A 21,921-nucleotide genomic window follows, 5' to 3' on the forward strand; every position below is an offset into this window, starting at 1 on the left:
CGATGAAGCAGGCCATAGAAAGAGGGAAGCCGCCTCAAGCGGCTGGAGAGGCGGCCTATCGGCCGTCCCTTGCCATCCGGCTGCGGCGGGACAAGTGGCTTTACTTGTTGCTGCTTCCAGGCTTGCTGTATTTTGCCCTCTTCAAATATGTGCCGATGTGGGGCATCCTGCTTGCTTTCAAGAACTACCAGCCGTTCACCGGCTTTTGGAAAAGCGAGTGGGTCGGACTGGAGCATTTCCGCCTGTTCTTCGCCAATCCGGAGTTTTTCCTGCTGTTGCAGAACACGCTCATCCTGTCCTTTCTGAATCTGGTCTTCTTTTTCCCCGCTCCGATCGTGCTGGCGCTGCTGCTGAACGAAGTCCGGCGGGCTCTGTTCAAAAGAGTCGTCCAGACGATGATCTACATCCCGCATTTCATCTCCATGGTCATCGTCGCGAGCCTGACCTACGTCTTCCTGACGACGGAAGGAGGGCCGGTCAATGAGCTGCTGCTCCAGCATACGGGCGAGAAGATCGCCTTTTTGTCCGATCCGGACTGGTTCCGGCCGATCATCCTGCTGCAGACGATATGGAAGGAATGCGGCTGGGGAACGATCATCTTTCTGGCAGCGCTTTCTGCTGTCGATGTCGAGCAGTACGAGGCGGCGACGATCGACGGAGCGAACCGCTGGAAGCAGATCTGGCACATCACGCTGCCTGCGATCCGCAGCACGATCGTCATCCTGCTCATCCTGCGAATGGGCAGCGTGCTCGACAACGGCTTCGAGCAGATCTATCTGATGCTGAATCCGCTCAACCGCTCGGCCGCGGAAGTGTTCGACACCTACGTCTATGCGATGGGCATCACGCAAGGCGCGTTCAGCTACAGCACGGCGGTCGGCCTGTTCAAGTCCGTCGTCGGCATCATCCTCGTGCTGGGGACGAACTGGCTGGCCAAAAAATTCGGCGAGTCCGGCCTTTATTGATTCGAAAGGAGATCGGAAGCCATGTCCAAACGCAACCGCAGCATCGCCGGGACGATCTTCGACGCGGCAAACATCATCTTCCTGACCGCATGCGCCTTGGCGGCCGTGCTGCCCTTCGTGTATGTCGTCGCCGGCTCGTTTGCCTCGGACGCGGAGCTGACGAGCCGAGCGGTCTTCTTCATTCCGGAATCGCTCACGCTCGATGCCTACAAGTTCATCTTCTCGACGGACACGATCATGCAGAGCATCGGCGTATCGGTCTACGTCACCGTCATCGGCACGGCAGTCAATCTGTTCTTCACCGTGACGATGGCCTACGCCCTCGCCCGCAGAGGGTTGTGGGGGAGGAATTTCGTGCTGAACCTCGTCATCTTTTCGATGCTGTTCGGCGGCGGCATGATTCCGACTTACCTCGTCGTTCGGGGGCTGCATCTGCTTGATTCCCTCTGGTCGCTCATGCTGCCTGGCGCGATCAGCGCGTTCAACCTGATCATCGTCAAAAATTTCTTCCAGGAAATCCCGAAAGAGATCGAGGATGCAGGCCGCATCGACGGCTGCACGGAGCTCGGCCTGCTCGGCCGCATCGTCTTGCCCTTGTCGATGCCGGTGCTCGCCACCTTCACGCTGTTTTATGCCGTCGGCCATTGGAACGACTTTTTCGGGGCGCTGCTCTACATCAACGATCCGCAAAAATGGCCGCTGCAGGTCATGCTGCGCCAGATCGTCCTCTTATCTCAGGCTGCTGCCGGAGACATGAACTCGATGGATCCGAGCTTCGTCGCTCCGCCGGACCAGTCGATCAAGATGGCCGTCATCGTCGTCGGTACGATTCCGATCCTATGCGTCTACCCGTTCCTGCAAAAGCACTTCGCCAAAGGCGTCCTGCTCGGTTCCGTCAAAGGCTGAGCCATTCCCGTTCCAGGAGGAGATCACAATGAAAAAATCGACGCTCGCCGGTTCCGCTTCCCGGCTTGTGCTGCTCAGTTCCGTCTTCGCCGCCGCTATGGCAGGCTGCGCGTCCGACAGCAGCGGCAACGAGCCTGCCGCTTCCGCTCCGCCTGCCGCCAGCGGCTCTCCGAACGCATCGCCGACCGCGGACAAGCCGCTGGCGCTGAGCATCATGCTGCCGATTTTCAAGACGAATTTTCCGAAGGACGATAGTCCGGTCGCGGCCGAGCTGGAGAAGCGGACGAACACCGACATCCACTTCCAATGGGTGCCGAACGCCTCGTACGGCGACAAGTTCAACATTACGCTCGCCTCGGGCAACTTGCCGAGCATCCTCTACGTGCCCGATGTGAAAGGCCCGAGCTTCGTCAACGCCGTCAAAGCGGGCGCGTTCTGGGACGTGACCGACAAGCTGAAAAAGTATCCGAATCTGAGCCAATCCGATCCGGTCATCCTCAAAAACGCCTCGATCGACGGCCGCAATTACGGCGTGTACCGAGGCCGCGAGATCGGCCGCAACGGCGTCTACTACCGCCAGGACTGGCTGGAAAGCGTCGGGCTGCAGCAGCCGACGACGATCGATGAGTTCTACGAAATGCTGAAAGCGTTTACTGAAAAAGATCCGGACGGCAACGGCAAGCACGATACGTACGGCCTCGTCATGGTGAAATGGGCGCCGGCGTGGGGGGCGGGCTTCGATCAGATCAAGCTCTGGTTCGGCGCGCCGAACAACTGGGGGACTAAGGACGGCCAGCTGACGCCGGACTTCATGTACGACGAATACTTCGAAGCGCTCAAATTCATGAAAAAGCTGTACGACGAGAAGCTCGTCAACCAGGACTTCGCCGTCATGGATTCCGCGAAGTGGACCGATCCGATCGTCAATGGCCAGGCTGGCGTGATCATCGACGTCGTGGACGGGGCTGCCCGCGCCGACCTGCGGATTCATGACGCGCTCGCCGCAGCTGGCAAGGAGGACAAACGAGAGCATTACATGGATGTGTTCGGCGCGGTCAAAAGCCCCGACGGCTCGATCCGCACGCTGCCGACGGCCGGGTTCTCAGGCTTGCTGGCGATACCGAAGTCGAGCGTAAAAACGGAGGAGCAGGTCGACAAGGTGCTGGCCTTCCTGGATGCGCTGAACGAGCCGGAAAACCTGACGCTCGTCGGATCCGGTCTCGAAGGCGTGCATTATACAAAATTGGAGGACAATACGATCCAGCCGTCCGACGACAGCGCGCTGCTGGAGTCCGAGGTCGAGGGACTCAACCAGATGGCGCCGTTCACGCCTGCGACCAACCTCGGACTGGACGTAAAGCAGACGCCGCTGCGCAAGAAACAGGCCGAGGTGATGGCGAAAAATCGGGAGACGATCGTAGCCGACCCGTCCGCTCCGTTCATCTCCGCCGTATACTCCCAGAAGGGCCAGCAGCTCGGCAACATCATCAATGACGCGCGCATCAAGTTCATCGTCGGCCAGATCGACGAGAAGGGCTGGAAAGAGGCCATCGAGCTGTGGAAAAAATCCGGCGGCGACGACTATGTAAAAGAGATCAACGATCTCTACGCTGCTGCAAATTAAAGCGAAAGCGACACCGGGCCGTCTGCATCGAGAACACGATGTAGACGGCTTTTTAACGGAAAAAGTCGGTTTTCAAACTGGTTCATCCAGGCCGTTCCGGTTATGCTGGATGCATCTTCTGGCCGGGCGTTTTTGAATCCGCTTACAAAAAAGTAGGGGGCGAAAGAGTGCAGGGGAGAACGATTGCCGCTCGTCTAACGCGAGGCGCAGGCAGCTATTATCGGAAAAGCCTGATTCTGCTTCTCGTCGTCGCAAGCATACCCGGCATCATCACGAGCGTATTGGTGTATGCGATGGCGGGAGGGAATCTCGAGAAGGAGCTGCTCCAGCAGCATGTCGGCCAGATCGAGCAGCGGGCGCGCACGATGGACGCGCAGCTTGCGAATCTGGAAATGATGCTGTCGCACTGGGCATTCGACACCCGATTCGACTATTCGCTGCAGGATCATGACTTCGTCCGCGACTTCATCCGGACCCGCGACTTGACGAGCACGCTGCTCGTCATGCAAGGCTCGAACGCCATGATCGGCAGCGTCAGCCTCTACTTGCAGGGCGAGCAGCCGATCTTGTTCGATCCGGAGTATTCCTCGCTGCAGGATGAACGTGTGATCGGCCTTTACGACAGCTTGCTGGCAAACGGGAACAAGACGACGTACTGGACGCAGCTCGCCTTTGATCCGGCCAAGCCTCAGCAGCGGGAGCTGGCCTTCGTCCATCCAATTCCCGGAAGCAGCCTGAAGCCGTTCGGCGCGCTCGTCGCCCGGCTGGACCGCGAGCAGGTGGCGGAAGCGCTGCTGGCGCTCGCTCCCTATGATGACGGCGACAACTTCCTGGTCGGCGCGGACGGCGGCCTGTTCGTCTCCGCTCACGGCCATGCCGCGGACTCGCCGTTCATTGCGGCGCTGAGGGCTCGGATCTCGACGGATGACGGAGGGACAGGCTCTTTTCTTTTGGATTGGGACGGCAGGACGTACGCGGTTACATCCGGACAGTTTGGACGCATCATGGACCCGTGGATGTATGTATCCGCCTCGCCGATCACGACGATCACCGCTCCGGTCGTATTCGTCTCCAGAATCATCCTCGGCGTCAGCGTCAGCGCGCTGCTGCTCGGACTGCTGCTCGCCTGGCTCGCTTCCGGCCGGATCTATTCGCCGATCAAGCGGCTGATGGGCAGCCTCATTCCGCATGGCGGACAAGGAGAGGCGAGGGAGGACGAGTTCACGCTGATCGAAAGGCATTGGCGCGACCTGAGCCGCGAAAGCCGCGAGCTGAACGCCAGGCTGACCGAGCAATTGCCCTACGTCAAGGAGAGCTTCCTGCATCAGCTGCTGCAAGGCTATCTTTACGCCTACTCGGAAGAGGATCTGCTCTCGCGCCTGGAACGGTACAAATGGGACGTCCGCAACAGGCAGTTCATCGTGCTGTACGTGCAGCTGAGCGGCATCGCCAGCTTGGAGGGCAAGTTCAAGCAAGGGGACGAAGGGCTGGTGACATTCGCCTCGGTCAACATCATCGACGAGACGGCCGCGCGGTACTTCGAGCAGTACAACGCGATCAACTTCCATGATCTCGGCTCGGGGCTGCTGCTGATCCTGCCCGAGGGGGGATCGTTCGCAGCGAAGATCCGATCGTTCTGCGAAGAATTGATGCAGTCCGTCAACCGCCTGCTCCATCTGAACGTGACGGTCGCGATCAGCCGCTCCATGATGCGGGCGAGCGACGTTCCGCGCGCCTTCGAAGCGGTGAAGCAAGCGGCCAGCTTCCGCAACTTCGACGATGCGAACCAGGTCATCGACATGGAGCAGTCGGACTGGGAGGGCTCGCCGGCGCCGACCTATCCGTTCGCGCTGGAGCGCGAGCTGCTGCAGGCGCTGCGCGCCGGGCAGGCGGCGGACGCCAAGACGCTGCTGGGCGAGTTCCAGCAATCGCTTTCGGTGGCGGGAGCGAAGGCGATCGACGTCCACCAAGGCATGCTGCAGCTGCTCGGCTCGGTCCAGCACGCGATTCTCGCTTCCGGCATCCAGCCGAGTCGGTTGTACAAGGGAGCCAATCTGTACGAGCAGCTGTCGCAGATCAAGGAGCCCGAGCATGCCTGCGAATGGTTTTCGGCCAAAGTGTTCGAGCCGTACCTCCGAGAGATGGAAACCCGATCGAATGGCCAGACGAGACGCCTGATCGAGCAAGCGGTGCTTTTCCTGCAGCGGAATTACATGCGCGACATTTCGCTCGATCATTGCGCCGACCATATCGGCACCAATCCATTTTTCCTCAGCAAATCGTTCAAGCAGGTGACCGGCGTGAATTTCATCGATTACTTGACCGGGCTGCGGGTCGACAAGGCGAAGGAGCTGCTGCGCGAGTCCGAGCTGAAAATCCAGGACATCGCCGAGCAGGTCGGCTATCAGCACAGCTATTTCAACCGCATCTTCAAAAAGCTGGAGGGCATGACGCCAACGCGCTACCGCATGTTGAGCCGGCCGGAGTGACGCGTCACCTGGCAGGCAAGGCGAAGCCGATCGGCGAGGCCGGCCGGCAAAAAAGTGCTAGCCCGGGCTGGACGGTGCAAGGAGCCTGCGCGCCTCCTGCAAGATTGTCCGATTGCCGGGAAAACAGGCGCCGATATAATGAAACCGTCTGCAAACTATCTCGGCAGGAGATGAGGCTATGAGCGGTACGACGAAGGCATGTTTACGCTGGCTGAAGGAAGCGCCTGTTTTGCCCGCAGGAGTCGCATGGGGAATGCCGTGGAAGGAAGGGGAGCTGAGGCGCGGCGAGGAGCTGGCGCTGGAGTCGGGGGACGGCAGCGCTCCGCCAGCGCTGCAAAGCTGGCCGGCCGCCTACTGGCCGGACGGCAGCGTCAAATGGACGGCGCATGCGGCGGCCTTTCCCGCCGATGCGGCGGCCGAATATTCCGTTCGGCGCGGATCGGCGCGAACGATGGCCGCTGCTCCGGCGCTGAGCGTGACGGAGACGGAGGAGCATGTCGATGTCGATACGGGCGTCATTTCGTTCCGGGTTCCGAAGACAGGAAGCGCAATCATCGACGGCATCTTCCGGAATGGCGTGCCGATCGGCGGGAGGGCTGAGCTGATCGCCATGCGGGAAACGAGGAGCGAGCTGTCCGGAAGCAGGACGTATCGGCAAGAACGCTTTCGGTCGCGGATCGCCAGGGTGGAGCTGGAGCAGCAAGGGCCGGCGCGGGCCGTCCTGAAGCTGTCCGGTCGGCATCGGGCCGACGACGGGCCGGCCGGGCCGGCCAGCACGGGCGAGTGGCTGCCGTTCTCGCTGCGGCTGTACGCCTACGCGGGGCTCGAGACGATCCGGATCGTGCACACGTTCTTTTACGACGGCAATCCGAGCCAGGACTTCGTCAAAGGGCTCGGAATTCGCTTCTCCGTGCCGATGCGTGGACCTCACTACAACCGCCATGTCCGCTTCGCCGGAGACAGCGGATTCTGGAGCGAAGCCGCCAAGACGCTGCATACGCGCCGTACGAAAGGCCCTTATTTGGAGCTGTTCGAGCGGCAGCTGAGAGGGGAATGGCTGCTCGAGGAGCAAGTGAACGACGGTTATTTTCTCGGGCTGCTCGAGGAATCCGCCTCCTGGGACAGCTTCAAGCTGACGCAGCACTCGGCCGACAGCTATCGGATGCTCAAGCGCACCAAGTCGGGCTGCAGCTGGGTCAAGGCGGCGGAAGGACGCCGCGCTCGCGGCGTCGTCTACGCAGGCAGCCGAGGCGGCGGCCTGGCGGCAACGATGCGCGACTTCTGGCGCAAGCATCCTTCCGCCCTCGAAGTCGAGGGGATGCTCGGCGCGGAGGCGGCGCTGACCGCCTGGTTCTGGTCACCGGACGCCCCTGCCATGGACATGCGCCATTACGACACCGAGACGCATGTCGAGTCTTCCTACGAAGGCGCCGAGGAAATGCGGGCGACGCCCTACGGCGTCGCCAATACGAACGAGCTGACGCTGTGGGGCTGCGCGTCCACGCCGACGCCCGAGCGGCTCGAGCGGCTGGCGGAACACAACGAGTCGCCGCCGCAGCTGGCATGCGAGCCGGAGCATTTCCACCGTCAAGGCGCCTTCGGCATCTGGAGCCTGCCCGACCGCGGCACGGAGGCCAAAGCGCATCTGGAGCGGCAGCTGGACGGCATCATCGCGTTTTATCAGCGGGAAATCGAGCAGCGGCGCTGGTACGGCTTCTGGGACTACGGCGACTTCATGCACAGCTACGATCCCGCCCGCCATGTATGGAACTACGACCTCGGCGGCTGCGCCTGGCAGAATACGGAGCTCGTGCCGAACATGTGGCTATGGCTCATGTTCCTGCGTTCGGGCCGGGAGGACATCTTCCGCCTGGCGGAGGCGATGACGCGCCATACGAGCGAGGTGGACGTCTATCACTTTGGCGAATACGCCGGACTCGGATCGCGCCATAATGTCGTCCATTGGGGCTGCGGCTGCAAGGAGGCTCGCATCAGCATGGCCGGCCTGCATCGCTATTATTACTATCTGACCGCCGACGAGCGGATCGGCGACATGATGGAGGAAGTGAAGGATGCCGATTACACCACCGTCTCGCTCGACCCGATGAGAGCGTATTTTCCGAAAGACGAGCATCCGACGCATGCCCGCGTCGGGCCGGACTGGGCGGCGTTCAGCTCGAACTGGATGACCCGCTGGGAGCGCTTCGAGGACGCGGCTTATCGAGACAAGCTGCTGACGGGCATCGCATGCATCAAGCAGGCGAGCTTCGGCCTCATCTCCGGCCCGACGTACGGCTACGACCCGCAGACGGGCCGGCTGACGCCGATGGGGGACGACAATTGGGGGCGCCATCTGGCGGTGTGCATGGGCGGACCGCAAGTGTGGATGGAGCTGGCCGGCATGCTGAAGGACCCGCAGTGGAACGAGATGATGGCCGACTTCGGCTTGTTCTATCATCTGCCGCAGGAGGAGAAGGATGACATCACCGGCGGGAAGATCAGCGCGAGCAGCTTCGGGCATCCCGTTCTGACGCTTGCCCTCGTCGCTTACGGAGCTTCGTACAGGCAAGAGGAGCGGACGGCCCGGCTGGCCTGGTCGTTCCTCATGGAGCATCCGTTTGCGACCGTCGATCTGGTCAACGACGCGCAGACTGTCTCTTATGTCCGCGAGCTGCGAGAGATCGACTGGATGAATACGAACGAGGCTTCGCAGTGGTCGCTCAATGCGATCATTTGCCTGGAGCTGCTCGGCGATGCGCTGCCCGAGCGGCCGGCGATTCCGGGCAGCGGCGCGATTATGTTAAAGGAGAGTGGCCGATGAAACGCAGCAGACAGGAAGGCGCGGCGCGCTTGGCCGAGCTAGACATCAGCCCGGCAGGCCCGAGATGCAAGATGCTGCTCGGGGACCTGAACGCCGACGGCCGGATGGAGCTCGTGCTCGTGCAGCCCGACAACCGGCAGGATGTCCGTCATATTCCGCATCAAGTGCAATGCGTGACGGCCTTCGACCTCGACGGGAACCGGCTTTGGCAAGCCGGCAAACCGGATCCTCGGGCGGGAAGCCAGGGCTCCGACTATCCGGCCCAGGTGTATGATTGGGACGGCGACGGGCGGCTGGAGGTGCTCTGCGTCATGAACGATCGCTTTGTCGTGCTGGACGGCGCGACGGGAGCGCAGAAAGCGTCTCATGAGCTGCCGTCTCCCAATGCGCATGACTGCCTGATCATCGCCAATCTGAGCGGAGGCCCGCGCGCTTCGGACCTCATCCTGAAAGACCGCTACCATAAGCTGTGGGCGATGGACAACCGATTCAACCTGCTTTGGACGTACGAGGGCAATCCGGGCCATTTTCCATGGGCTGGCGATCTGGATGGAGACGGCTTCGACGAGATCATGGCGGGGTACGATCTGCTCGATCATACAGGCCGGAGGAGATGGAGCTGCAGCGGCCTCGAGGATCATGCCGACTGCATCTGGTTCGGCGATGTCGACGGAGACGGAATTCCGGAGGTTGTCGTCGGAGGCAGCGTGACGGTCATGTACAGCCGCGACGGACAGGAGCTATGGCGGCATGCGGACTCGATCGAGTCCCAGCATATCGCGCTCGGAAAGTTCCGCCCGGAGCTTCCCGGGCTGCAGATCGCGGGACTGGACCGGCTCGTCCGGGAAGACGACGGCAAGGGGCTGAAAGGAAGGGATGCGCTGTTCCTGCTCGATTCGAGCGGCGCTCAGCTGTGGAAGGAGGACCGTCGGACCGACGGCTGGCTGACGATCGCGGAAACGCTGCAGCGTTGGGAGCCGGATTCGCGGCAGGACTACATCCTCGCCTATCGGCGCGGTGGAGGCGTATGGCCGTCCCTCTACGACGGCCATATGAACGTAGTGGCGGAATTTCCGGCGGAAGGGTATGCCGTGCATGGCGATCTCGCCGGCACAGGTACGGAGCAGGTCATCGTTTACAACGATGAGAGAGCGGCGATCTTCGGCAGCGCCGCGATCGATCTGACGGCCAGGCGCCCGGGGCATGCGCTGCCCCAGCCCAAGCGCCTGTACCGCTCGACGCTTTATCCGGGCGGCGAGTGGCCAGGCTGAGCGTGGCATGCTTCAGCCGACTTGTCGAGGCCCGACAAAAACAACCAAGCACGGCTGCTCCGGCAGCCGTGCCTGGTTGTTTTTCGTTCGAGAGGGAATAGGGCCGCTTATCGACGGCTGCCCTGCAGCAGCTCCCAGCGATAGACGTATTCGAACAGGAATTCGAACGACTCGAGATGGCGCTTCGCCTCGAAGGCGTCCTTGCCCCAGGCGTAGATGCCGTGCTTGCGCAGCAGCACGCCCGGCAGGCGAGGCTGGAGCGCGTCGGTAATTTCCGGCACGATGCGCGGGATGTCGGCGTAGTTCGGTACGATCGGAATCTCGATCTGCGCTTCTTCCTCCCAAATGCCGAGCCCCTTGATGAGCTCGACGCCGGCGACCGGAACCGAGCGCCGCTCCCAGAACCACTCGGAGACGACGTTGCTGAAGACGGAATGGATATGGAAGATGGCGCCGGCTCCGGTCAGACGGTAGATCTCGCAGTGGATCAGCGTCTCGGCGGACGGCTTCAGCGCCGTCGGCTCGCTCGGCTTGCCGTTCTGGTCGACGAGCAGGAAGTCCTCCGCGGTGCGCTTCGACTTGTCCTTGCCGCTCGCCGTGACGGCGAACTGGAAGCTCCCCGGGTTGAAGTCTCCGACGCGCACCGACAGGTTGCCGCTCGTGCCGGCGAACCAGCCGCGCGAGGCGAACAGCTCCTTGACCTCGGCCAGCTCGGCGTAGGCGCGCTGCTTGTCCTCCAGCTTCGCGAGATGCTCTTGAAAATCGCTCATGATTGACGCGTCCTTTCTTGATGGGCTGGCCGGCGCTCCTGCAGGCCGCGCACGACGTCATGGAACGTCGCGAATTCCAGATGCGGCAGGCCGAGCTCGCGGCACTTGGCCGTCAGCTGGGCGCGCGAGAAGACGAGATCGGCGAGCTTCGCGCCCTCGAAGTCGGTGACGCTGTCGCCGATCAGGATGCGCTCGTAGCGCTCCGCCGGGAACCGGCGCATGACCGCCGTCTTGCACATGCCGCAGCTGCCGTTCGGACAGCCGTCGTCGCATGGATGCGGCCAGACGATCTCGATGCGCTCGCCCGAGAAGTCGGCCCCGTTGCAATAGATATGGTCATGCGGGATGCCGAACGGCTCCAGCAGCGGGTAGACGAAGAAATCGATGCCGCCGCTCGTGACGTAGAAGTCGATGTCCTGCTCCCGGCAATAGGCGAGCAGCTCGCGGAAGCCGTCTCGGATGACGGCATTGGCGATCGAATAGCGGACGACCTCGTCCTTCAGCGAGGCCGGCAGGAGGCGGAACAGCGAGCCGACGCCCTCCTGGACGGAGATGCGCTGGTCGACCGTGTCCTGCACGAGCTGCTGCCAGCCGTCCGGATCGAACTGCTTGATGATCGCGACGATATTGTCGTTCTCGGTGATCGTGCCGTCGAAGTCGCAGAACAGCACTTGTTTTTTCGATTCCATGCTCATCGCTCTAAGCCTTCTTTCTCGGTTGCGGTTGCGAAATTCGCGGGGCGGATGCCGCGAAGCCTCAGGCCTCGCGCACTCCCCAGGCGTCGACGGCGGCGCGCAGCGCCTCGCGTCCCGGCTCCTGCGCCGCCTGCTGCAGCGGAATGCCCGCCATCGCGGCGTCGATCGCCTGGCGGAACGCTTGTCCGCCGGCGGCGGCGCCGCCCGGATGGCCGTGCACGCCGCCGCCGGCATTGACGACCGACTCGATGCCGAAGTCGCGCAGCAGCAGCGGCACGAGGCCGGGGTGGATGCCGGCGGACGGCACGGGGAAGCTCGTCCGCATCGGACGGGACGGGTCGAGCAGCGCCGCGGTGATCGCGAGATTCTCTTCCTTCGGCATGACGACCGAGCCATACGGAGAAGGGAAGAGCACGAGATCGGCGCCGGCGAGCCGCATCAGCTTGCCGAGCAGCAGCGGGGCGGCGATGCCGTAATGCGGCGACGGATAAAACGCGCCGGCCATCGCCGGATGGGCGGCGATCGGCACGTTCACCGACGGATCGGCCGCGAGCTCATGCAGCGCGTCGTAGCCGTAGGCGAGCGCGTTGAACAGCAGCGCGTTGGCTCCCTCGGCGATCGCGCGGCGGGCCTGGTCATGCAGCCGCGACGTCGGGCCGGTCAGGTTGACGGCGTAGAGCAGCTTCTGGCCGGTCTGCTGCGACGCCCGCCGGGCAGCCTCCATGCAGACGGCGACGCGGCGGTCGATGCCGATCTCGTCGTTCTCGAACAGAATCTCGTCGTCCTTGATCAGATCGACGCCGCCGAGAGCCTGCTGGTAGAACTGCTCCTTGAGCCCGCGCAGATCGTGGCCGATGACGGACTTGAAGATGCTCATCAGAAGCGGGCGGCCGTGGACGCCGAGCTGCTCGCGCACGCCGGCGATGCCGAATTTAGGACCGGCGAACGCGCTCTGGAAGCCGTCGGACACGTCGAGATCGAGCAGCTTGACCCGTCCGTCCATCGACAGCTTGCCGAAGACGGTGACGAGCAGGGCAGGGATGTCGCGGCTGAAGTTGAGGTCGGGATAGGCGATGCGGATGTCGGCATGCCGGCTGCCCGGCGTGCCGTCTCCCGCATGCTCCTCGACGGAGACGACGCGGCCGAGATGCTTTTCCATCTCGGCCTTGCGCAGCTCCGGCAGATCGGTCCAGCTGCCGACCGTCAGGCCGACGGCGATGGACTGGGCTTTCTTGGCGAAGTCGGCCTTGTCGTCATGGACGCGGTACGTCGCGACGCACATGCCGGCTCGGTTCGTCGATTCAGTCACCGAGTACGCTCCTTTCCAGATCGCGTCCGATTTCGGAGGCGCGCTGCGACGATTTTTTCATCCCTTGGCGGAAATGCAGGCCGACTCCGTGCTCCTCCATGAGCGCGATCGCTGCCTGGGTCGTGCCGCCCGGGCTCGTCACCTGGCGGCGCAGCTCGGCCGGCTGCTCGCCGGTGATCCGCATCATCTCGGCGGCGCCGAGCATCGTCTGCACGGTCAGCTCGCGCGCGAGGCCGCTGTCCAGCCCCAGCTCGACGCCGGCCTGGATCATCGACTCCATGATGTAGTACAGATACGCCGGGCCGCTGCCGGATACGCCGGTCACCGCTTCGAGCAGCGGCTCCTCGACCGTGACCGTCATGCCGACGGAGCGGAACAGCTGCTCGCCGATGCGGCGCTGCTCGTCGCTGACCTCGCCGGAGAAGCTGAGGCCGGTCGCGCCGAGGCCGATCGAGCTGGACGTATTGGGCATCGTGCGCACGACCGCGAGCGGCTGGCCGAGCAGAGCCTGGATCGTGCGGATCGACAGCCCGGCGATCATCGAGACGATCAGCTGCCCCGGCCGCAGCGTGGCGGCGACGGAGCGGAGCGCCTCCTCGGCGTCCTTCGGCTTCATGCTCAAAATCACGACATCGGCCTCGGCCAGCAGGCGGTCCTTGTCCTCCGGCGTCTCGGCGGTCGTCACGCCGTACAGGGCGCGCAGGTCGGCGAGCCGCTGGCCGCCGCTGCGGTTGAACATGCCGATCTGCTCGGGCGGGCACAGCTTGCGGCCGGTCATGCCGCGGGCGACGGCTTCGGCCATCGAGCCGGCGCCGTAGAAGCAGAAGCGCAGCTGCTGCAGCTGCGTATCGGGAGCGGCCGGCGAAGCGCCGGCCGCGGATTGCGTCGTCATATCGGTTCAGTTGCCTCCTTGAATGGGGGAATCAGCCTCGTACCTGGCCGGTTCCGCGGATGCGGTACTTGGTGGATGTCAGCGCCGGCAGCCCCATCGGACCGCGCACATGGAGCTTTTGCGTGCTGATGCCGATTTCTGCGCCATAGCCGAATTCGAACCCGTCCGTGAAGCGGGTCGAGGCGTTGTGGTAGACGGCCGCCGCATCGACGCGGTCGAGGAACTCGCCCGCGGCCGCGGCGCTCTCGGTTACGATGCACTCCGAGTGGCGCGTGCCGAAGCGCTCGATATGCTCCAGCGCCTCCTCGAGGCTGTCGACGATCCGGATGTTGAGCACGTAGTCGTTGTACTCCGTGGCGTAGTCCGCGTCCGTTGCCGGACGCGCCGCGCCGCTGCCGAGCAGGGCAAGCGCGTCCGGCGAGCCCTTCAGCTCGACGCCGGCTTCCTTCATCGCCTCGGCGATGCGGGCGAGCCCGCGCTCGGCGAAGCGGCGATGCAGCAGCAGCGTCTCCATCGAATTGCATACCGACGGCCGCTGGGCTTTGGCGTTGACCGCGATGGACACCGCCATGTCCGCGTTCGCATCCTCATGCACATAAGTATGGCAGATTCCGGCGCCGGTCTCAATGACGGGCACGGTCGCGTTTTCGACGACATTGCGGATGAGCGCCGCTCCGCCGCGCGGGATGATGACGTCGAGCAGCCCGCTCAGCTTGAGCATCGCGTCGGCGGAGGCGCGGCTCGGATCCTCGATCAGCTGCAGCGCTTCGGGCGGGATGGCCGAGCCGGCGAGCGCGGAGCGCAGAATCTCCGCCGTCTTGAGGTTCGTCTGCAGCGCGGCGCTGCCGCCGCGCAGGACGACGGCGTTGCCGGTCTTGAGCGAGAGCGCCGCCGCGTCGACGGTCACGTTCGGGCGCGCCTCGTAGATCATGCCGATGACGCCGAGCGGCACCGTCACCTGCTCGATCGAAAGGCCGTTCGGCCGCTCGATCGCCTGCACGGTCCGTCCGACCGGGTCGGGCAGGCCGATCACCTGGCGCACGCCCTCGGCGATCGCCTCGATCCGCTCCGGCGTCAGCTTCAGCCGGTCAAGCAGGGAGGGGGCGGTGCCGTTCTCCTCGCCTGTTTTCAGATCGATCGCATTGGCGGCGATCAGCTCGGCGGAGCGCTCCAGCAGCGCGTCCGCCATGCGCGCGAGCGCCTCGTCCTTCTGCGCCGTCGTCAGCACGGCGAGCCGCGATGCGGCCTTGCGCGCGGCGGCCGCCTTGCGGCGGGCTTCCTCCTGAGCGGCGGACAAGCTGGCTTGCATGCTCATGTCGTTTCCTCCTTGTCGGGCCGGAGCCCGTTTTGAATGTTTTTCGAATGTGGACGCTGCCGTCAGGCGAGCGTGATCCATTCGTCGCGGTGGATGACCTCGATGCGGGCGATGTCGATGCGCCGGCGCACCTCGTCCGAGCCGAGACCGGCCGCCGCCCGCAGCTGCCAGCAGTCGTAGTTGACGATGCCGCGGCCGATCAGGCGGCCATCCGCATCCGTCACCTCGACGACGTCGCCGGGATGGAAGTCGCCGCTCATGGCGGTGACGCCTGCGGGCAGCAGGCTCTTGCCGCCGCTGACGAGGGCGCGCTCCGCGCCGGCATCGACGGCGATGCGGCCGCTCGGCATCGAGTGGAAGCCGAGCCACTGCTTCTTGACCGGCAGATGATGCTCCCGCGATTCGAAATAGGTGCCTTTGCCGCTGCCGGATGCGGCGAGCAGCAGCTCGCCCGGCTCCAGCACGCGGCCGATGAACGCCGGCACGCCGCCGCGCATCGCGATGCGCGCGGCCTCGATCTTGGAGCGCATGCCGCCGGTGCCGACGCTTGAGCCGGCTCCGCCGGCAAGTCCCATCAGCTCGCCGGTGATCGTCTCGACGCGCTCGATCTTGCGCGCCGACGGATCGTGCCGGGGATCGGCCGTATAGAGGCCGTCCGTGTCGGTGACGATGATCAGCTGCCGCGCGCCGACCAGATTGGCGACGAGCGCGGACAGCATGTCGTTGTCGCCGAACTTCAGCTCGTCGGTGGACACCGTGTCGTTCTCGTTGATGATCGGAACGACGCCCTGCCGCAGCAGCTCGTCGATCGTCATCATCGCGTTGCGCCCGCGGCCGCGGGCCGTGAAGTCCGGCCGCGTCAGCAGCAGCTGCGCGCAGCGGACGCCCTCGGCCGCGAGCGCCTCCTGGTAGGCCTGCATGAGCAGCGCCTGGCCGACGGCGGCCGCGGCCTGCTTTTCATGCAGCAGCTTCGGCCGCGCGGCGTAGCCGATCGCCCGGAATCCTGCGGCGACGGCGCCGGAGGTGACGAGCAGCACCTCGCGGCCCTGCCGGTGGAGGGCGGCCAGCTCTCCGGCGTAAAAGGCCAGCTTCTCTTTGTTCAATCCGCCTTCGGGACTCGTCAGCGAGCTGCTCCCGATCTTGACGACGCGTCTGTCAGCGCTCATCGTGCTGCTCCTCTCTTGCTCGGCAAAAATGGCGTGGACGCGGCGGAAACAAAAAAAACTTTCGTCCTCTAAAGGACGAAAGCTGCTGCTTCCGCGGTACCACCTTAAACTTGGACGGCAAAGCCGTCCCGCTCGGTGCCCTTGTAACAGAGGGCGCTGTCCGGCTCCTCGCCGGGCGCTCCGGGACGGGTGCAGAAGGCTGGCGCCGCAGTCTCTCCCAGCCGATGGAGACCGCTCTCTGAGGCGCAGCGGGATTCTGTCGTTTCCCTTCACAGCGTCTAACGTGTTGAATTGAACCCAGCATACCATGACGCCCGGGCACTGTAAAGCCGTAAAGGACCGCGAGCGGGGAGGCGGCGCGCGGCGCCAACCTGCCCGGCACTCGGCCGCCCGCAGCCGTGCCGGCGAGACAGGTGGGCGGGCCGGAAGCGGCCTTAGCCGAACAGGCCGAGCCTGCCGATGCGGGCGGCCGCCTCGCGCAGCCGATCCTCGTCCGTCAGCAGGCCGAGCCGCACGTAGCCTTCGCCGTGCCGGCCGAAGCCGACGCCGGGCGCGACGACGACGTCGGCCTGCTCGAGCGCGATGTCGGCGAACTGCTCCGACGTCATGCCCTTCGGCACCGGCAGCCAGCAGAAGAACGAGCCGCCGGGCCGCTCCGCCTGCCAGCCGATGCGCTCCAGCTCGCCGAACAGCGCCTCGCGCCGCGACTCGTACTTGGCGCCGAGCTCGCGCACCGACTGCTGGGAGCCGGTCAGCGCCGCCGCCGCCGCTTCCTGGATGCCGCCGAACAGGCTGCAGTAATAGTGGTCCTGGATCAGGTTGATGAGCTCGACGATGCGCGCGTTGCCGAGCGCGAAGCCGACGCGCCAGCCGGCCATGTTGTACGTCTTGGACAGCGTGTAGAACTCGACGCCGACCTCCTTGGCGCCGGGCGTCTCGAGGAAGCTGATCGGCCGCCGGCCGTCGAAGCCGAGCGCGCCGTAGGCAAAGTCGCTGGCGGCGACGATGCCGTTCGCCGCGGCGAACTCGACCGTCTCGCGGTAGAACTCCGGCGTCGCGACCGCTCCGGTCGGGTTGTTCGGATAGTTGAAGAACATCAGCTTGGCGTCCCGGCGGTCGTCCGCGCCGATGCGGCTGTAGTCCGGCAGGAAGCCGTTCTCCTCGCGCAGCGGCATGAACGACATGCGCGCGCCCGACAGCGCGACGCCGGACCAGTAGTCCGGGTAGCCCGGATCGGGCACGAGGCACAGGTCGCCGGGATCGAGCAGGCACTGGCTGATCTCGATCAGGCCCGTCTTGCCGCCGAACAGGATCGCGACCTCGGTCTCGGGATCGAGCTCGACGCCGTAATCCTCCTTGTACCGCAGCGCGACCGCTTCCTTCAGGAACGGAAAGCCGCGGAACGGCGGGTAGCGGTGGTAGCGCGGATCGGCGGACGCCTGCTGCATCTTCTCCACGATATGGGCGGGCGTCGGCGTATCCGGGTTGCCCTGGCCGAGATTGATTACATCCCGGCCGAGCGCGGCGCGGGCGTTCGCCTTGCCGACCAGCTTGGCGAAAAACTGCTCGGGCAGCCCTTGCAAGCGGCGGGCGGGCACGATGCCGGGCGCCGCCGCGCCGAAGCGGCTTTTGCTCATCTTGTCATCACTCCATCATCATCCTTGGCCGGACCGCTGCGGCTCGCGCGCTCGCTTCCGGCTTGCTGCACCCATGGTAGCAGAGGAGGGACGGACTGTCGAGCGGAGCGGTCAGGGCTCGAAGCCGATCCGCTCGAAGAACGGCCGCAGATCGGGGCGGGCGGTCAGCAGGTACGGCTTCTTGCGCTCGTCGAACACGAGCAGCTCCGGCTCGCGCTCGGGGCAATAGAACAGGAACACGTCCTCGGCGGTCAGGCGCAGGCTGCCGACCTTCACCGAGGCGGGCTTCCGCAGCGGGATGCGGAACACATAGCCGCAGTCATCGTCCGGGGACAGATTGGGCGACAGCCCTTCGGCCGCGTCCAGCCAGGCGCGGGCGATCTGCTGGTACGCGTCCTCATTCGGAAACGACTGCACGACCTTGCCGGCGCGGACGTCGAACACCTGGACGGGACGGTCGGGCTTGCTCGGCGCCGGAGCCGCAGCCGCGGCAGCCTGCGGCAGCAGGCTCGCGAGCAGCAGGAGGACAAGCGCAGCGGCGGCCAGCCGCATGCGCGCGGCGCGCGATCGAGAGGGAAGGAATCGCATGGGCAAAACATCTCCTTTCGTGCTGCCTCGGGCAGCCGGAACTTCGCTATTAAGCTGTCCATCTTGACAGCGCCCTATGAGGCGGCAAGAATAGTAGCATCTAGACAAGCATTCCAAGGCGGATGCGCGGAAAGGGGTTGGAGGCATGAGCGGAACCAGAGGCAAGCTGCGCGTGTCGGCGCTGCAGCTTCATATAGACGCAGGAGAGCCGGAGCTGAACTTCGGCCGGGTGCAGGCCAGGCTGCAGGAGGCGGCCGCGGCGGCGGACAAGCCCGACGTGATCGTGCTGCCGGAGATGTGGAATACCGGCTACGCGCTCGACCGCATCGGCGAGCTGGCCGACGAGGAAGGGGCGCGGACGCGCGGCATGCTCTCGGCGTTCAGCCGGGGGGCGGGCGTGCATGTCGTAGGCGGCTCGATCGCGGAAAAGAGGGCGCAGGAGGTGTACAACGCCGCCTACGCCTATAATCGGGAGGGAGAGCTGGCCGGACAGTACGAGAAGATCCATCTGTTCCGGCTGATGGACGAGGAGAAGCATCTGGCGGCCGGCTCGTGCCTCGGCCTGTTCCCGCTCGAAGGAGCGGACGCGGCGATGATGATCTGCTACGACATCCGCTTTCCGGAGCTCGCCCGCTCGCTCGCGCTGGCCGGGGCCAAGGCTCTGTTCGTGCCGGCGGAATGGCCGAAGCCGCGCCTGCATCACTGGCGCTCGCTGCTGATCGCGCGCGCGATCGAGAACCAGATGTACGTCATCGCCTGCAACCGCACGGGCATGAGCGGATCGACGGAATTTTTCGGCCACTCGATGATCATCGACCCGTGGGGCGAAGTGATCGCCGAGGCGGGCGAGGAGGAGACGATCCTCAGCGCCGACATCGATCTGTCGCTGGTCGACGAGGTGCGCTCGCGCATTCCCGTCTTCGAGGACCGCAGGCCGCAGCTGTACCGGCTGTAGGGCGCGGCCGCAGCGGCCGGGCTCTAGTCCTGCCCGCCGTAGTGGCGGCTTACGGAAGCCTTCATCGTCTCGATGAAGGCTTCCGCCGCTTTGGACAGGTAGCGGCCCTTGCGGCTGGCGATGACGAGCGTGCGCGACGGCTTGCCGGCGAGCGGAATGAACGACGGCGTGAACTCCGTATGGCGTCCCTGCGCGATCATCTGCGGGATGAAGGCGACGCCCATGCCGGCGGCGACGAGCGACTGCACCGTCTCGATGTTGCTGCTCTCGAACACGATGCGCGGCTGGAAGCCGGCGCCCGCGCACAGGTCGAGGGCGATCTGGCGGAAGCCCTGGCCTTTCTTGAGCACGATGAACGGCTCCTCGCGCAGCGTCTCCAGCTCGATCGGCTCGGTCCGGCCGGCGAGCGGATGGCTCGGCGGCACGGCGAGCGTGATCTCCTCGCGGATGAGCGGCTCGTAGACGAGCGTCGAGTCGATGAGCGGCAGCGTCAGCAGGCTGATGTCGGTCTGCCCGCTGGCGGCGAGCTGCTCGAGCTTGGCCGTCGTATCCTCGACGAGCACGAGCTCGATGTCGGGGAAGCGCTGGCCGAATTCCGGCAGCACGATCGGCAGGATGTGGGAGCCGGTGATCGGCAGGCTGCCGATGACGAGGCGGCCTCTTTTCATCTGGGCCATGTCCTCCATCTCGGTCTTGAGCTGCTCGATGCGGTCGAGGATGTCCTGGGCCTTGTCCACGAACACCTCCCCCGCATGGGTGAGCTCGACGGAGTTGGTCGTGCGGCGGACGAGCAGCACGCCGATCTCCTTCTCCAGCTTGGACAGCTGCTGGCTGAGCGACGGCTGGGCGATATGGAGCTTCTCGGCGGCGCGCGAGAAGTTCAGCTCCTTGGCGATCTGGATGACGTAATGCAGCTGGCGTAGTTCCATCGTTCGACTCCTTCGGCGCCCCGGCGCGGCCGGGCGATTTATAACAGACTCCTATAATGATTATAGATATTATATCTTGGAACAATCAACTGCCGGCGTGTATGCTGGAGGCAGATCAACAAACGGCACCGATACTCATACGGGGTGATAACTTATGAAAAAGCGCACGATGTTCGAAAAAATCTGGGACAATCACGTCATCCACGCGGAAGAGGGCAAGCCGAGCATCCTCTACATCGACCTGCATCTCGTCCACGAGGTCACGTCGCCGCAGGCGTTCGAGGGACTGCGCCTCTCCGGCCGCCAGGTCCGCCGCCCGGACCGCACGTTCGCGACGATGGACCACAACGTTCCGACCAAGGACCGCTTCAACATCAAGGACCCGATCTCCAAGCAGCAGGTCGACACGCTCACGCAGAACTGCGCCGACTTCGGCGTCAAGCTGTTCGACCTCAACAACATCGACCAGGGCGTCGTGCACGTCATGGGGCCTGAGATCGGCCTCACCTGGCCGGGCAAGACGATCGTCTGCGGCGACAGCCACACGAGCACGCACGGCGCGTTCGGCGCGCTGGCGTTCGGCATCGGCACGAGCGAGGTGGAGCATGTGCTCGCCACCCAGTGCCTGCAGCAGTCCAAGCCGCGGACGATGGCGATCCGCTTCAAGGGCAGCCGCAAGCCCGGCGTCACCGCCAAGGACATGATCCTCGGCCTGATCGCCAAGTACGGCACCGACTTCGCCACCGGCTACGTGCTGGAGTACACGGGTGAGTCGATCGCGTCGCTCACGATGGAGGAGCGCATGACCGTCTGCAACATGAGCATCGAGGGCGGCGCGCGCGCCGGCCTGATCGCTCCGGACGAGACGACGTTCGAGTACCTGCGCGGCCGCGAGTACGCGCCGCAGGGAGCCGACTTCGACGCCGCGATCGAGGCATGGCGCCAGCTGACGACCGATGAGGGTGCCGAGTACGACACCGTGCTGGAGTTCGACGTCGACAGCCTGATTCCGCAAGTGACCTGGGGCACGAGCCCCGGCATGGGCACCGACATTACGGCTGCCGTGCCGAACCCGTCCGACCTGCCGACGGAGAACGAGCGCAAGGCGGCCGAGAAGGCGCTGGAATACATGGATCTGAAGCCGGGCACGCCGATGGCCGAGATTCCGATCGACTACGTGTTCATCGGCTCCTGCACGAACGGCCGCATCGAGGACCTGCGCGCCGCCGCCGAGATCGCCCGCGGCTATAAGGTGAGCGACCGCGTCACCGCGATCGTCGTGCCGGGCTCCGGACGCGTCAAGATGCAGGCCGAGAAGGAAGGGCTCGACAAGGTGTTCGTCGAGGCTGGCTTCGAATGGCGCGAGGCGGGCTGCTCGATGTGCCTCGCGATGAACCCCGACGTGCTGCAGCCGGGCCAGCGCTGCGCCTCTACGTCCAACCGCAACTTCGAGGGACGTCAGGGCCGCGGCGGCCGCACGCATCTCGTCTCCCCGGCGATGGCCGCGGCGGCTGCGATCGAGGGCCGCTTCACGGACGTGCGCGACTGGAAGATCAAGCAAGCGGTAGCGAACTAATAAATACCAGCGG

General features: G+C 64.6%; 17 protein-coding genes. 8 read left to right on the forward strand and 9 right to left on the reverse strand.

What is annotated here, in order from left to right:
* The first annotated feature begins 2 nt into the window (after window positions 1-2).
* The 6 genes from NYE40_RS11180 (at window position 3) to NYE40_RS11205 (ending at window position 10,076) form a co-directional block, all read left to right on the forward strand.
* Entirely contained in the window at window positions 3-965 is a 963-nt protein-coding gene (locus NYE40_RS11180) for a sugar ABC transporter permease (RefSeq protein WP_028599711.1), read from the forward strand.
* 21 nt (window positions 966-986) lie between these two features.
* The gene (locus NYE40_RS11185) at window positions 987-1,871 is read left to right on the forward strand and encodes a carbohydrate ABC transporter permease (protein WP_028599710.1); all 885 of its coding nucleotides are present in this window, start codon (window positions 987-989) and stop codon (window positions 1,869-1,871) included.
* A 28-nt stretch (window positions 1,872-1,899) separates the two neighbouring features.
* Entirely contained in the window at window positions 1,900-3,495 is a 1,596-nt protein-coding gene (locus tag NYE40_RS11190; RefSeq protein WP_101809076.1) for an extracellular solute-binding protein, read from the forward strand.
* Window positions 3,496-3,662: 167 nt separating this feature from the next.
* On the forward strand, window positions 3,663-5,984 hold the full coding sequence (locus tag NYE40_RS11195) for an AraC family transcriptional regulator (RefSeq protein ID WP_101809077.1): 2,322 nt from the start codon (window positions 3,663-3,665) through the stop codon (window positions 5,982-5,984).
* A 178-nt stretch (window positions 5,985-6,162) separates the two neighbouring features.
* The gene (locus NYE40_RS11200) at window positions 6,163-8,805 is read left to right on the forward strand and encodes a hypothetical protein (protein WP_339279918.1); all 2,643 of its coding nucleotides are present in this window, start codon (window positions 6,163-6,165) and stop codon (window positions 8,803-8,805) included.
* Window positions 8,802-10,076 carry an FG-GAP-like repeat-containing protein gene (locus NYE40_RS11205; RefSeq protein WP_339279921.1) on the forward strand — a complete coding sequence of 425 codons (1,275 nt, stop codon included), beginning with the start codon at window positions 8,802-8,804 and terminating at the stop codon, window positions 10,074-10,076. Before NYE40_RS11200 ends, NYE40_RS11205 begins: the two co-directional genes overlap by 4 nt.
* Before the next feature lie 107 nt (window positions 10,077-10,183).
* On the opposite strand, the gene mtnB is transcribed toward NYE40_RS11205, so the two are convergent.
* The 8 genes from mtnB to NYE40_RS11245 all read right to left on the reverse strand — a co-directional run bounded on the left by mtnB (window position 10,184) and on the right by NYE40_RS11245 (window position 18,448).
* The gene (gene mtnB / locus NYE40_RS11210) at window positions 10,184-10,846 is read right to left on the reverse strand and encodes a methylthioribulose 1-phosphate dehydratase (protein ID WP_028599705.1); all 663 of its coding nucleotides are present in this window, start codon (window positions 10,844-10,846) and stop codon (window positions 10,184-10,186) included.
* Window positions 10,843-11,541 carry a 2-hydroxy-3-keto-5-methylthiopentenyl-1-phosphate phosphatase gene (locus tag NYE40_RS11215; protein WP_339279922.1) on the reverse strand — a complete coding sequence of 233 codons (699 nt, stop codon included), beginning with the start codon at window positions 11,539-11,541 and terminating at the stop codon, window positions 10,843-10,845. The genes mtnB and NYE40_RS11215 overlap by 4 nt, the downstream gene beginning before the upstream one ends.
* Window positions 11,542-11,602: 61 nt before the next feature.
* Window positions 11,603-12,823, reverse strand: coding sequence for a 2,3-diketo-5-methylthiopentyl-1-phosphate enolase (locus NYE40_RS11220; protein WP_339280047.1), 1,221 nt, complete (start codon window positions 12,821-12,823; stop codon window positions 11,603-11,605).
* Window positions 12,824-12,842: 19 nt separating this feature from the next.
* Window positions 12,843-13,742: a pyrroline-5-carboxylate reductase gene (gene proC, locus NYE40_RS11225; protein ID WP_028599702.1), complete on the reverse strand. Its 900-nt coding sequence runs from the start codon at window positions 13,740-13,742 to the stop codon at window positions 12,843-12,845.
* 31 nt (window positions 13,743-13,773) lie between these two features.
* Window positions 13,774-15,057 (reverse strand): glutamate-5-semialdehyde dehydrogenase, encoded by a 1,284-nt coding sequence (locus NYE40_RS11230; RefSeq protein WP_101809080.1) that lies wholly within the window; start codon window positions 15,055-15,057, stop codon window positions 13,774-13,776.
* A gap of 62 nt (window positions 15,058-15,119) precedes the next feature.
* Window positions 15,120-16,223 (reverse strand): glutamate 5-kinase, encoded by a 1,104-nt coding sequence (gene proB / locus NYE40_RS11235; protein ID WP_028599700.1) that lies wholly within the window; start codon window positions 16,221-16,223, stop codon window positions 15,120-15,122.
* A gap of 434 nt (window positions 16,224-16,657) precedes the next feature.
* On the reverse strand, window positions 16,658-17,860 hold the full coding sequence (locus tag NYE40_RS11240) for a pyridoxal phosphate-dependent aminotransferase (RefSeq protein ID WP_043111587.1): 1,203 nt from the start codon (window positions 17,858-17,860) through the stop codon (window positions 16,658-16,660).
* Between the two features lie 111 nt (window positions 17,861-17,971).
* Complete coding sequence (locus NYE40_RS11245) at window positions 17,972-18,448, reverse strand: hypothetical protein (protein ID WP_028599698.1); 477 nt, start codon at window positions 18,446-18,448, stop codon at window positions 17,972-17,974.
* Window positions 18,449-18,593: 145 nt separating this feature from the next.
* On the opposite strand from NYE40_RS11245, the gene NYE40_RS11250 reads away from it, so the two are divergent.
* Entirely contained in the window at window positions 18,594-19,403 is an 810-nt protein-coding gene (locus NYE40_RS11250) for a carbon-nitrogen family hydrolase (RefSeq protein ID WP_339279926.1), read from the forward strand.
* Window positions 19,404-19,426: 23 nt separating this feature from the next.
* On the opposite strand, the gene NYE40_RS11255 is transcribed toward NYE40_RS11250, so the two are convergent.
* Window positions 19,427-20,332, reverse strand: a complete 906-nt coding sequence (locus tag NYE40_RS11255; RefSeq protein ID WP_028599696.1) for a LysR family transcriptional regulator — start codon at window positions 20,330-20,332, stop codon at window positions 19,427-19,429.
* A gap of 154 nt (window positions 20,333-20,486) precedes the next feature.
* On the opposite strand from NYE40_RS11255, the gene leuC reads away from it, so the two are divergent.
* A complete protein-coding gene (leuC, locus tag NYE40_RS11260) occupies window positions 20,487-21,908 on the forward strand; it encodes a 3-isopropylmalate dehydratase large subunit (protein ID WP_101809085.1) in 1,422 nt (473 codons plus the stop codon).
* Window positions 21,909-21,921 lie beyond the last annotated feature (13 nt).

Source organism: Paenibacillus sp. FSL W8-1187, from assembly GCF_037965485.1.
In the GTDB taxonomy this organism is placed as follows: Bacteria; Bacillota; Bacilli; order Paenibacillales; family Paenibacillaceae; genus Paenibacillus_O; species Paenibacillus_O pasadenensis.